The organism is Pauljensenia sp. UMB10120 (assembly GCF_030212035.1).
Taxonomy (GTDB): Bacteria; Actinomycetota; Actinomycetes; order Actinomycetales; family Actinomycetaceae; genus Pauljensenia; species Pauljensenia radingae_A.
Genome location: NZ_JASODH010000014.1, coordinates 1 through 11,464, shown reverse-complemented (window position 1 = coordinate 11,464; position 11,464 = coordinate 1). Strand labels below are relative to the sequence as shown.

At 58.9% G+C, this 11,464-nt stretch carries 15 protein-coding genes; all 15 read right to left on the bottom strand.

Going from position 1 to position 11,464, the window contains the following annotated elements:
- Positions 1–175 precede the first annotated feature (175 nt).
- Positions 176–1,006, bottom strand: coding sequence for a CHAP domain-containing protein (locus tag QP093_RS09895; protein WP_285016367.1), 831 nt, complete (start codon positions 1,004–1,006; stop codon positions 176–178).
- Positions 1,007–1,186: 180 nt separating this feature from the next.
- Positions 1,187–2,029: a hypothetical protein gene (locus QP093_RS09890; RefSeq protein WP_285016365.1), complete on the bottom strand. Its 843-nt coding sequence runs from the start codon at positions 2,027–2,029 to the stop codon at positions 1,187–1,189.
- Between the two features lie 5 nt (positions 2,030–2,034).
- Positions 2,035–2,268 (bottom strand): hypothetical protein, encoded by a 234-nt coding sequence (locus QP093_RS09885; protein WP_285016363.1) that lies wholly within the window; start codon positions 2,266–2,268, stop codon positions 2,035–2,037.
- Complete coding sequence (locus QP093_RS09880; protein ID WP_285016361.1) at positions 2,268–3,785, bottom strand: Gp37-like protein; 1,518 nt, start codon at positions 3,783–3,785, stop codon at positions 2,268–2,270. The genes QP093_RS09885 and QP093_RS09880 overlap by 1 nt, the downstream gene beginning before the upstream one ends.
- Positions 3,779–4,618, bottom strand: coding sequence for a hypothetical protein (locus tag QP093_RS09875; protein WP_285016359.1), 840 nt, complete (start codon positions 4,616–4,618; stop codon positions 3,779–3,781). The genes QP093_RS09880 and QP093_RS09875 overlap by 7 nt, the downstream gene beginning before the upstream one ends.
- A gap of 15 nt (positions 4,619–4,633) precedes the next feature.
- Positions 4,634–7,576, bottom strand: coding sequence for a tape measure protein (locus QP093_RS09870; RefSeq protein ID WP_285016358.1), 2,943 nt, complete (start codon positions 7,574–7,576; stop codon positions 4,634–4,636).
- A 22-nt stretch (positions 7,577–7,598) separates the two neighbouring features.
- Complete coding sequence (locus QP093_RS09865; protein ID WP_285016357.1) at positions 7,599–8,036, bottom strand: hypothetical protein; 438 nt, start codon at positions 8,034–8,036, stop codon at positions 7,599–7,601.
- On the bottom strand, positions 7,961–8,338 hold the full coding sequence (locus QP093_RS09860; RefSeq protein WP_285016355.1) for a hypothetical protein: 378 nt from the start codon (positions 8,336–8,338) through the stop codon (positions 7,961–7,963). The genes QP093_RS09865 and QP093_RS09860 overlap by 76 nt, the downstream gene beginning before the upstream one ends.
- Entirely contained in the window at positions 8,338–8,958 is a 621-nt protein-coding gene (locus QP093_RS09855; protein ID WP_285016354.1) for a phage tail tube protein, read from the bottom strand. Before QP093_RS09855 ends, QP093_RS09860 begins: the two co-directional genes overlap by 1 nt.
- Before the next feature lie 24 nt (positions 8,959–8,982).
- Positions 8,983–9,366, bottom strand: coding sequence for a hypothetical protein (locus tag QP093_RS09850; protein WP_285016352.1), 384 nt, complete (start codon positions 9,364–9,366; stop codon positions 8,983–8,985).
- On the bottom strand, positions 9,363–9,596 hold the full coding sequence (locus QP093_RS09845) for a hypothetical protein (protein WP_285016351.1): 234 nt from the start codon (positions 9,594–9,596) through the stop codon (positions 9,363–9,365). The genes QP093_RS09850 and QP093_RS09845 overlap by 4 nt, the downstream gene beginning before the upstream one ends.
- Before the next feature lie 3 nt (positions 9,597–9,599).
- Positions 9,600–9,845: a hypothetical protein gene (locus tag QP093_RS09840; protein ID WP_285016349.1), complete on the bottom strand. Its 246-nt coding sequence runs from the start codon at positions 9,843–9,845 to the stop codon at positions 9,600–9,602.
- A 49-nt stretch (positions 9,846–9,894) separates the two neighbouring features.
- On the bottom strand, positions 9,895–10,281 hold the full coding sequence (locus tag QP093_RS09835) for a Gp19/Gp15/Gp42 family protein (protein ID WP_285016348.1): 387 nt from the start codon (positions 10,279–10,281) through the stop codon (positions 9,895–9,897).
- Positions 10,282–10,296: 15 nt separating this feature from the next.
- Entirely contained in the window at positions 10,297–11,196 is a 900-nt protein-coding gene (locus QP093_RS09830) for a phage major capsid family protein (protein WP_285016347.1), read from the bottom strand.
- A gap of 14 nt (positions 11,197–11,210) precedes the next feature.
- Positions 11,211–11,464 (bottom strand): hypothetical protein (locus tag QP093_RS09825; RefSeq protein ID WP_285016345.1); only part of this gene is annotated, 254 nt, incomplete at its 5' end.

The following is an 11,464-nucleotide window of genomic DNA, read 5'->3' as shown; positions in this document are numbered from 1 at the left end:
GCGGGGTACACGCCTGCCAGCCAGATCACGACACCCAGCAGCACGCCCGCGATCAGGACGATCAGCCGTCGCCGGTTGGCCGTCCATTCAGGGCGGTCGAAAACAGCCTGCACTAGCGGCCACACAAAACCAACCAGCCCACACGTGATGAGTGGGTCAAATTCAATACCCAACATCATTTCCTCCCTAGTTGTCGGTTGATAGCGCGCTGCATGGCGCGCACAGAGTCGGCACCGATATATCCGTCCACGCTCACTTTGTAGTACTGCTGCAGCCCACGGGCGAAAGCCGGTCCCGCGATCCCGTCAGGCGTTGTGCGGAAGGCTTTTTGCATTCGTGCGATGAGCTGGCTGCCCTGGGCGCTCTCGCCCTCCCACTGCCAGCCACTGCCAGCCCACGCGCAGGCCGGGAAATACTGCATGTTCGGCGCATACTGACTGGAGATAATCCCGTCGATCGGCGTGCCATTAATACGCTGCAAGGCGCGCGTGGTGGTCTTGCCCCAGTCACCGTCCACAGCGAGAGTGCCAGCGGGCACGACCGGACGAGACACGCCAGTGTATGGGGGTCGGATCACGGCAATAATCACAGAGTGATCGCGTACACGACGTTTGACGCGCCCGCCATCAGTATTGCCCTCAATGGTCTGCATCTTGTAGGAGTAGGGGATCTCGCAGAAACCCACGTGGTCAGCCACGCCATCGGAATCCCAGTCGAAGCAGACAATGTCCCCAGCCCGCGCCTGAGTGACACCAAGCAGCCAGCCGCGTCGGCGCGCCTCCACGATCATGTACGGCACGTACGCGTAGTCGAAGTCCGTAATCCCGTTTGCGCGCAGGCAGTAGGATATGAACATTGCGCAGTAGGGGACACCGCTCGCCCCGTAGTAGTCGCCGTGACGGGCAGCATAATCGCGCCCGTACTTCGTGCCCTCCAGAGGATCACCAAAACGCCAGTATCCGACCTCGCCGGACGCGGTGGCGAGAACCTGTAGTGCGGTTGCCATCAGTATTCCACCTCCACGATCTCAGCAGTGTCTGCGGGAGTGTCATTCGCCGTGTCACCGTGCTCCATGAGCGCGTCGAATTCTTCTTGTCCGTCCACCTTTTTCCTCCTCAAAAATGGGCATGAGAAAAGCCCGGCAGACAGTGACTGTCGGGCTCCGTTTTCTTGTTCTTCAGTTCTGCTAATCCGTCCAATAGCTGATCATGTTGAGTGGGATGTAGTCCCATTTTGTCCATGCCGAATCTCCGCCATGTACCTCAAACTGGCCGCCTGAGCGCACGTACACTGTTCCCACTCGGTTCGCCATTGCGAAAACTTGGTCTTTTTTCGGCCAAAACTCGCTGGCGAGATTGCAAATGAGGCTTGTCCCCTTGCCGTCCCACCCATTGACGAGACGCAGCGCGCCCTGGAAGACCACGTGGTCTCCAGTCTTATGAATGGTGAATCCACCTAAACCCGGGTCGCTCTTCCATGCTCCGCCAACACTCACTTCACTACGCTGCGGACTCAGAGCATCGATCTGCGTAAGAACGTCCCCTGTAGAAGGAATCTTCTGCACCAGCATGACTGGCTGTTTTGGCGTGATCCCGTCGATGTCCACGCTCGCAATAGGGTACGTCGCAACGCTAGATCCCCTGATGATCGAGCCAGATACAGACGGAGTTGAAGGCGTTCCACTGGTTGACGTTCCCCGCACGGCAGTCAACGTGACTGATTCGACGCCGCTACTGGAGTCGCGCGAATAGCGTACGCAAATCAAGTCTCGACGCTTATAGCCCGACGAGCCCGACTGGATCGTCACAGTCTCCGCAGCAGTAATACGTACGAACCGCCCGTCCAGCAGGAGCATCATCGGCGGGACGACTACCTTGTTCGCGTTCTGTAAGGTCACCTCGGGGAACGTGCCATTGTAGTTTTGCAACTGGATAACGCCGGTTCCCGACACTGCTGCCTGGTACGCGCCGATGTCTTCAGATGAGATATGCGGGACACCAGCTTTTCCGGTCACTAGCTCCATTGCCATAATGATCACTCTCCTTCAATGCTCACCGTGGTCATAAACTGTTGGAACTCGATGTCATGCCGCTGCTGCAGCGGTTTCCACGCCTTGAAGCACGCTTCGCACAGCAGCTTGTAGGACTCCACGTCGGAGGCGTCCCACCGGCGAATGTCATGCCAGTTTTTCGCTGGATCCCCTTTCGCGATAATCGCACTTGTCTGGCAGCGGTCGCATGTGTAGCGCGTGAGGTCAGTCGTGCGCATTAGCTTCTCCTTTCCCATAGAAACCCGTTCAGCGAGTCGCGCAAGCTCCACGCGGTTCCGGGCGCGTACGTTGACGGATTAGTGTTTCGAGTCGTGTGGAATAGCGCGCCCACCGGGTAGCAGGCTGTGAAAATGGTTGCCGTGTCGCTGGCATCACCAGGAGGACCTTGCGGCCCCGGATCGCCTTGAGGGCCTTGCGGTCCTACAGGCCCTGTACCACCACGTGGGCCTACGGGGCCGCGCGCACCTGTGGGGCCTTGCGGGCCTGTCGGGATTGTGAAGCGCAGGACTGCTGACGTTGCTGACCCCACGTTTTCGACGTACGCGTCAGACCCAGCAGGGCCAGTGGTTGTCGCCCCGATTTCGATTGACGCAGCGCTGCCAGGATCGCCCTTGTCGCCTTTCAGATTTTTCAAATCGGCTGCAGCTACGTCCGCGTCGATGCGGTTCCCAGTGATTGTGATGCCTCGGCCAGCCGTGTATGAGACGCTTCCTGCCCGCTCACCGCTACCGTCGCTTCTGGTTGTGGAAGATTGAGCTGATTCGCCTTCGCCGACGTCCACGGACACGGTGATGACACCACTATTGGACACTTTCACGATTTTCTTGACCACGCGGGCAGTAGCACGGATACCTGTCGCATCATCGGTAGCGGTCACAGTGTCGCCCACATCAATGTCAGCGGCGTCCCCGATGATCTCCAGATCAACGCTAGTCGCGCCGCCAGCCAACTCTGCGAGTTTCTTCTCCACGCCAGCAGTCAGTTCTGCGCCGCTCTTGTTCGACAGTTCGTAGGTTGCTTGCACTTCGCGTATGCCAGTCAGGCTCTGCCGCGCGGACACAGCACCGTTAGCGTCCGCATAGCGGTGGACAATTTCGCGTGCCCTGAGCTCGCCTTTACCGAGGCCGATTAAATGGTTGACACCAGCACTGTCATGTGCGGCGGTGAACCGTGCGCGCTCACTCACCACCTGATGAATAGCAGACGGCTTCACAGTCAGGCTCACCTGGTTGTCCGCGCACATGATAACGAGCTTTGTTGACGTGCGGTCCAGCAGCTTCTGGATTCCTGCGTGCAGCGTGATGTACCGGTCGAACTGCCAGGCGGACACAGACCGCCCAACAGGTGCTGTACTCACGGTTAGGAGGCTGGACAGGCCAGCCGTGTCAACCAGTTTCCTGACAATAGCTGCGACGTCTCCTGAAAGGGTCAAATAGTCGGCACCCATGGGCGGCGCAATGATGCGCGTCTCCAGCACGCCTGTCCACGTTCTCCCCGCATACTCGTACATTCCTGGCGTGCTTGTTGACGTTTTCACCTGGTCGATAATCCCGCCGTAAGGCGTGCCATCCATCCACACCAGACTCCCGGCAGGTAGGTGAACACCAGTTGTCAGTTCGAAGTTGTTTTCTGACGTCCCGTAGGCAAGATCCAGCGTGTACTGTGTCAACTCCATGATCGGGGTGAGCTGCTGGGATGCGACAACGAGGGGGACAGTTTCGCGATACGTCACCATGCGTGCTGCCTCCGATAAATCGGTGTCACGTCAAAATCAAACGCGCCCGGGTACGACACTTCGAGTGCTCGCGGTGGAAGCGGCTGGAAAATGTACTCACCGCGATCCAACCCTTCTCCTCTAACAGCTTTCGGGAAAACGTCCGTTTCCACACCGTTAGACGCGGTAACCAGCACCGTTCGTGAAAGCGGGTCGACCGTCAGATATCCGTCCGCAGGGACTTCCGTCATGACCTGGAACCGGTTGTCCCCGATCTGTACCGTCGGGTTTGCGCACGGCCCGAAGATACGCAGCCTCATGAGCACATCGACAGCATCTAGAGTGTTTTCATCCGCCCCAATCCGTTCGATGGAGGCGACACCAGCGAGGTCATACTCGTGGTCATAGTCGTGGTCGAGCGCCACGTCAGTTTGCTCAGTGCGGACGATCGACACGGTTTCCCCTTCCAGCATCCACCAGCCGTCAAGAAGGGCGAGTGTCAGGGTGGCGGTCGAAAACCGTGGGGTGACTTCGGTGACCTCAATGGTGGGGATCTGGCAGTGCTGCATCCACCTGTCAATCGTGACCAGAGCGGGAGCCTCGTCAAGCTGGGTTGAAGCGGCGCGCATCAACCGCTTGAGCGAACGCACTCCCTGCTCCGCGTGTGTTTTCACTTCCAGTTGGATTTCTCGTGCTGGCCGCGTTAGTGCGGAGATTCCATGACCTGTGAGCTCGTAGTCGGAAGCGTATCCGCGTATCGTGGTTGCGGTTTGCGCGTACAGGCCTTGATCGCCCGACAGGCTGAAAACCTCAGGGTTAAACGCGGTTCCGAACGTCAACTTGATTGACTCCACCTAAACCCTCCTGCATTATTTGATTCTCGCGAGGTCGCGCGCGCTCATCACCGGCGTGTACCTGGCAATGTTGACCGGCATTTCCTCTCGGAGCGCGCGCAACTGCTCCACCACGTCAGCCTGCTGGCCAGCAACATTCATGACGGATGCCAATGCTCCGGACGCGTGGAAGTTCAACGATTGGGGAGTGAATCCGCGCTGCGCGTCGTCCCACCCGGCTTTCAGTGCCTGGCTAAACCCGCGCCCAAACTCGCCCGATGAGGCGATCCGCTGCCTACCGTCGGCAAGCGTTGACTCCACCGCGTCAGTGAACACTTTCGACCGCTGCGTGACGCCAGTCGCAAGCGCTTCAACGATTGATCGGCCAGAGTACAGAGTCCACCCTCTACCGGAGAACGGTCCCTCTTTCGCGGGGGAGAAAGGCAGGAGGTTACGCGCCGCAGACAGCACGTTCGACACCGCGTTCTTCACTCCGCTGACCATGCTGCCGATACCGTTGATCAGGCCGCTGATGATCGCTTTACCAGAGTCAAAGAGCATCCGCCCAGCATTCCCAATCCCATTCATGAGCATCGACGGAATCTCTTTCGCCTTGCTGAGCACTCCAGGCAGCGCGTTCGCCAAGCCACTGATGATCTGCCCGATGGCTTGAATACCGGCCTGCAGAAGACTCGGGAAGTTCTGGGCAAGCACTGTCACAATGGTCGTGATGATTTGCGGAACCATTGAGATCAGCGCGGGGATCGCTTGCACGAGACCGGAAATCAGTGCGGTCAACAGCTGAATACCAGCGTTAATAATCAGTGGAAGATTATCGATCAGGGTCGTGACAGTCGTGTTGATGACTTGCGGGAGCATTCCGATCAGCATGGGAATAGCAGTCACGATCCCGTTAATCAGCGCGGTCAACAGCTCAACGCCTGTCTGAATGATCATCGGGAGCGCTTCCACAATGCCAGTAATCAGCGTGTTAATGATCTGCGGGAGCATCTCAATGAGCATAGGGAGCGCACTGAGCACGCCATCAACGAGGCCTTTCAGAAGCGTGAGCCCAGACTGGATGAGCAACGGGATCTGCTGGACCAAGCCCAGCACTAGAGTCAACACTGCCTGCACTGCGAGCGGAATCAGCGTGGGCAGCGCTGCCGACAGGCCAGTGACCAGTGACTGAATGATCTGCCCCGCGCCAGACAAGAGAGTGGGGAGCGCACTGATGATCGCTTCCAGCAGTGTCGTAATAACCTGCGTGCCGGTCTGAATGAACATCGGAATGTTCGCCACCAGCTGGGAGACGAATCCTTGCACCATTGCGGGCAGTTGCGCGGCGAACTGGTTGATCTGGCCGAACAGCTCAGCCCCTCCATTGGAGACAACCGCGCCAAGACCAGCCACCAAGCCAGCAGCGAGCGTTCCGAATGAAAGGAACTTGAGGAAGCGGCCTGGCTTGAAGAAGTCCCCAATAACGCCGCCAACTTTTTCGAGGGGGCCTTGCAGCCCCTCGCCGAGCCCGCCGAACGCGCTTGCGAGAGAGTCCTTAACAGGGCTCAGGGCTGAACCGATCTTCCCGCCGAAGTCACTGATCTTACTGGTGATGGGGGAGAACGCGCCGCTAATCTTCTCGCCTAGTGGTGAAATCGCGCCGGTGATCTTGCCTGTAAGCCCTGAGACGGCTTCACTGGCTTTCCCGCCGATGCCTTTGAGCGCTTCACCGATCTGACTTCCCTTATCCGCCAGAGCCTGCTTGATAGCGTCGACTTTGAATAGGTCTTTGCCAATGTCGCCAACATGGGAGAAAGCGTCCTTGACGTACTGCCAGCGCACTGACAGGTCCTCACTGAACGAGGAGAGCGCGTCTCCGATTGACTGGGTGCTGGTCGACAGCCTGCCGGGAATGTCATCGAGCGGGCTGAACATTTTCGACCACGAGGGAGCATTCTTCAAGATGTCTCCACCGAACGTGAGCGCGGCGAACCCGCCAGCAGCCTGAGCCAGTCTCCCAGCAACTTCCCCGGCGTTGAATGACCCATCTTCGAGAGACTGGTTGAACGCGTCAAGCTTTCCTGACGCCCACTCCACAGCCTGAGCGAGCTTGTCGCCAAACCCGTCGACCAATGGTTGGAGCGCTTCGGTGAGGTTATCGATGACAGGGATCGCCTTGTTTGCCAGGTCTCTTAGCCCGTTCATGACGGGGGTTGCGAACTTCTCGCCAGTGCGGGACAGGGCTGCTCGCACGTTCGCCATCGCGCCGTCGAATGTTTCCCCGGCCTTGAGAGCGGCACCGCCCATGCCCTCTTCCATAGCGTCAGCGAACGTCTGGAAGTCGATCTGCCCCTTGCTGACCATGTCGGAGATTTCCCCGGACGTCTTGCCCAGGTGCTTTCCGAGCATGGCGAGGACAGGGATCCCGGAGGACATGAGTTGGAGCATGTCGTCGCCTTGGAGTTTTCCGCGCGCAGCGACCGACCCGAAGATCGTGCCAATGTCGTTCAGGGAGCGGCCTGAGATTTGCGCCGTGTCGGCAACAGTTTTGAGAACTTTCGTCATGTGCGCGCCGGACTGCACGCCTGCGGCGGACAGTGAGGCCGCCACTGTTGCCGCGTCACCCAGCCCGTAGGCGGTGCCTTTCACGGAGTCCAACGCGCTTTTCATGATGGTTGACACGGAATTGGTGTCGTGCCCTAAGCCTTTCAGCTTGGCTTGCGCCCGCTCAATGTTCAGCGCGCGCTCAAAACCGCCTTTGCCTGCAAGCCCAGCCAGCCCACCGCCGATAGCGGTAATAGCGCCAAGCCCCAAACTGCCAACGGTCTTGAACGCTCCGCCAGCACGCTTGGCCAGCCCGGAGAACCCGGTCTTGGAGCCGCGCTGCACGGACTGGTCGACCGTGCCCTCAATCGACTTGCCGAAGCCCCTGCCTGAGGGGACTACCTGCACGTATACGGTGCCGACATCTTGAGCCACCTACACCAACCCCCCTGTCTCTCTAGAAGTTGAAAACCTCATGCAAACGTTCGCGCGCCTGCAGCGTTTCCGCGCTGACTTTCATGCTTTTCACCCGGGCGAACGGGTCAAGGCGCGTTTCTAGCCACGGCCTGTATGACACGGGCCTTCCTTTGATACGTTTTTCTGCCGCTGCCTGATCCCAGAACACTGCTTCCGCGCCCGTTGGGATGTACCACGCGCCGGTAAGAGCCGTCCACGAGTGGGACGAATGGTCCATGAGAATCTGCCTGGTGGCTTCCCACGCGCCACCAAAACTGATCGCGCACCGGTTTTTCCCATGAGCCCATTCGTCCCACCGCAATGGCTGCCACACGAGGCCGAACGCTGCCAGCCAATCGACTGTCAGCGCGTGCCTGTGGTTCTGGTAGAGAACGAGGAGGAAAGCGCTTTTGGGTCCAACTCGGACTGCTCCGCCCACGTCTGCACGGTCGCAGCCAAGTAGGCCAGCGGGTTGTCGCTCGTGCGCAACGCGTTCCAGAAATTAGGCTGCATTGCTTCGAAGTACGCGAGAAACACGCTGGTAATGTGCGCGTCATCCGCCTCACTGCGCAGCGGCTTCGACTTCGCGAGGAACACGGCCTGCACGAGCTCGATAGGCAGGTTCGACGAGTTCAGGTTAGGCAGGTCCAGTTTCACTCCCAGGACGTCCAGGTGGACGTCTTCCAGCTCGTCGGTCGTGTCGAGGGCGACCTCGACAGGCGTGTAAGTCGTCTCTGCCATCACTTTTCCTCACTGCCAGTAGAAGCAGCTGATGGTGTGCCTGTTGCACCATCTTCAACGAAGCCGAACAGGGAGAACATGTGCTTGCCCGGCAGGCGCTTCATCTTGAACGTCAAGCTCATCGAAATCATTTCCGTGTACTTCAACGACACGTCATCACGATCACCGACGCTGGAAGACGGCACGTACAGCACCATCGGACGCCCCTTGTGGTCGAGAGCCGCTAGCACAAGTTCCCACTCAGCAGAGTTGGACGCGTCATCAACATGGATCGCGCCCTCACTATCAGCCTGCACGCCGAAATATGCGGCAGCGACCTCACGACGGCACTCCACGCCAGCCAGTTGCAGCGTCCAATACCCGCCAGTCGATTCGGAGACAATCACGTCCCCGTTATGCCCCTTCAGCTCTGTTTCCTCACCTGACTCGGGGTGTAGGACAGCCCCGTCTTCAGTGGAATAGCCGATGGGCTCTTTCCCCGCGGGCGGGGTCCACTTCTTCGACGTGGGGACTGTGCTCCCGGTGAGAGTGCCCTTAGGGAACAAGAACAGCGCGTACTGCTTGATGACTTTCGCGCGGTCAGCATCATTCATCTCAGTGATGTAATCAGTTTCAGACATTGTCATGTCCTTTCAATAGACGGGTTAGTTGGTCACGTGTAGTAGAAGAACCCCGTACGCTGCTATCGCACCGTTACTGTCGGGCGTGCGAATGGGGCCAGAATCGACTTCGCAGTGCACGATCCTGCCAGGGCAGGCTGCAAGGACATTGCACGCGTCGTCGAAGATTTCAGCAGCCTCGTTAAAGTCACCGGTCAGCGCTTCCGTGATGACCGAGACTGTGAGCTGGAGACGCATATACCGAGTCACAGCGGTGATGCTGCTGGAGGGGACAGGCTCAATGACGAGCAGCTTGTATGGCGCGTCCAGGCGCGGAGTATGCTCAGCGACCGTCACGCCGTCGAGCCGCTTGCCAAGTAGGGCGACAAGCTCGTGAGCTAGCTTGCGTGTTGAAACATAGGGAATCATGTGACCCTCGTATTCGCGAGAATTTCTTGCAGGACGCCACGGTTGCCAGCGTTCGTGATTGCTACCGCTCCGTTTCTCGTCTTGCCTTGGGTTTGATCACGCACGAACACGTAGGAGCGTCCGCCGCTGGCTGCTTCCAGCCCCTCGTGACACTTGCGTTGAATCGCGCGGCTCTTCAACACCTGCTGGGAGAACTCGCGGCGGTTGAAAACAAACTTTGTTCGCCCCACCGCTCAGCCCTTCTTCCACCCGACGCTGATCACGTCACCGACGTGCCCGCCACCGCGTTTGCGGTGCCACACGGCAGGCTCGCTCACGACGAGGAGGCGCTGCCCGCGCACCACCGCAACATCGCCCTCACGCACGCCGGTTGGTGTACGCGACCGCGCGTAAATGTCGTACGCGACAGTCACGCCAGTAGAGACCGGCGTATCCTGGTCTGTGCGTGACACTGGTGCGACGAGCGCGCTAGTACTCAACACAGGCGTTGTGCGCCCCTCACTGGTAGGCCGGAAGAATTCCACGACTTCACTCACCGCGCGGTCTCCCGTCTGCCATGTCAACGAAGAACGCGCGCTGGCCTGCAATACCAAGAGCCTTGCGTTCACTCCTCGTCAAATACAGGTCGCCGTCAGCGTTAGAAAACGTGAATGACTCCGTGAACGGGCCGTCTGTTTCAGACCGCTGAGTGATCCCCGCCCAGTCGCCTGCCAGCATGGCTCGTTTCACCATCTGGCAGGCAACACGAACCACGCGCTCTTCCGGCAGGGTCCCCCAGTGGGAGCATTCGGCCTTAATCACGTCCACAGCGTCGGCCAGCAGTTTTTCTGCCTGCTTCTGCTCATCTCCCAAGAGTGGGTGCCACCGTGATTCCAGCTCTCCAACAGTGACAACCACGGTGGCATCCTTACTCATGCGTCATCACCTTTTTCAGCCGCGCGCGCCCGACGCCTTGGCCTTGAGCACTGCAAACGCATGCGGGTCAACAACAGCGGTCGTCAGCACGCATTCAGTACGGTAGGCGATCTGGTTGTAGCCCTTCAGGTCCATGCCCGTGGAGTCAGGATCACCGTATTCGATGATCTCGGAGTACACGTCGCGCACCAAACCCCAGCGGATCATGTTGAAGTCACCCATGATTGCCAGCACGCCGGTCTCGGGAGTGATCAGGCGACCGTTCACAGTGCCTGACGTGGCTGCAGGAATCGAATCCAAATACCCGGCATTCAGGTTAAGCGGAATCTCAGGGAACAAGCGCTGGCCAGTGGCTGCGACTCGTTCTTTGCGCAGCATTGACGCCCACGTCTTCGACAAGGCCACGCCGTTAATGTCGTACTCGTCAACCACTGCGTCTGCCAAAAGGTCAATGTCATTGACCGGCTTGCCTGAAGACGTCACCTGCACGCCGGATGTTGCCAGGCCTGTCGCACCGTCAATCGGGGTCTTGGGCTTGGGGTTGAACGCGTGGAAAACGATGTAGTCCAGGGCGCGGCCAATGGCCTTTGACTGGTCTTCCTGGATCTTCGAGATGATCTCCAGGCGATCGTCCTCGTCAGCCCACTTAAGCTCGTCGGTCACGCGAGTGGTCGTCACGAGCTTGTGACGCTTCGCGGCAACAGTGGACAGTTCCTGCTCGTAAGAGCCTTTCTTTGCGCCCTCGGAAACAATCTCCGCTTCAGACGCCCCGTTGAACACGAGGTATTCCTTGTCAGCAAACAGCTGAGGTTCGGAAGGGGAGAGTTTCGCGATGACGGAATCGTCCTTAGTCTTTGTCGCAATAGAAGCGACAACCTCCTTGGGGAGGGCGATCTTGCTTGTTGTCAGTGCCATGATGGGAGTCCTTTCTAATTGTTAATACCCAGTAGGCGGTTAGCGGTTTCCAGTTCCACACTTCGACGCGGGGACTCCGGCTGAGAGCCTGCGCCGCGTACAACTGGTCGTGGTTTGAGGAGTTCAGCGAGCACCTTGGCGTGCGCTTCGATTTCCTCGCGCGTTCCCCCGCGTAACGCCTCAGCGGGAACGCCGGTTTCTTTGGAGATTTCCGCGCGCCACGCGGCGCACTGGTGTTCGGTCTCGAACCGCGCGATCTGCGCTTTCA

Excerpts from the sequence above, each read along its gene's own strand:
- QP093_RS09895 (WP_285016367.1), bottom strand. The coding sequence starts at position 1,006 with ATGGCAACCGCACTACAGGTTCTCGCCACCGCGTCCGGCGAGGTCGGA.
- QP093_RS09890 (WP_285016365.1), bottom strand. The coding sequence starts at position 2,029 with ATGGCAATGGAGCTAGTGACCGGAAAAGCTGGTGTCCCGCATATCTCA.
- QP093_RS09885 (WP_285016363.1), bottom strand. The coding sequence starts at position 2,268 with ATGCGCACGACTGACCTCACGCGCTACACATGCGACCGCTGCCAGACA.
- QP093_RS09880 (WP_285016361.1), bottom strand. The coding sequence starts at position 3,785 with ATGGTGACGTATCGCGAAACTGTCCCCCTCGTTGTCGCATCCCAGCAG.
- QP093_RS09860 (WP_285016355.1), bottom strand. The coding sequence starts at position 8,338 with ATGGCAGAGACGACTTACACGCCTGTCGAGGTCGCCCTCGACACGACC.
- QP093_RS09855 (WP_285016354.1), bottom strand. The coding sequence starts at position 8,958 with ATGTCTGAAACTGATTACATCACTGAGATGAATGATGCTGACCGCGCG.
- QP093_RS09850 (WP_285016352.1), bottom strand. The coding sequence starts at position 9,366 with ATGATTCCCTATGTTTCAACACGCAAGCTAGCTCACGAGCTTGTCGCC.
- QP093_RS09835 (WP_285016348.1), bottom strand. The coding sequence starts at position 10,281 with ATGAGTAAGGATGCCACCGTGGTTGTCACTGTTGGAGAGCTGGAATCA.
- QP093_RS09830 (WP_285016347.1), bottom strand. The coding sequence starts at position 11,196 with ATGGCACTGACAACAAGCAAGATCGCCCTCCCCAAGGAGGTTGTCGCT.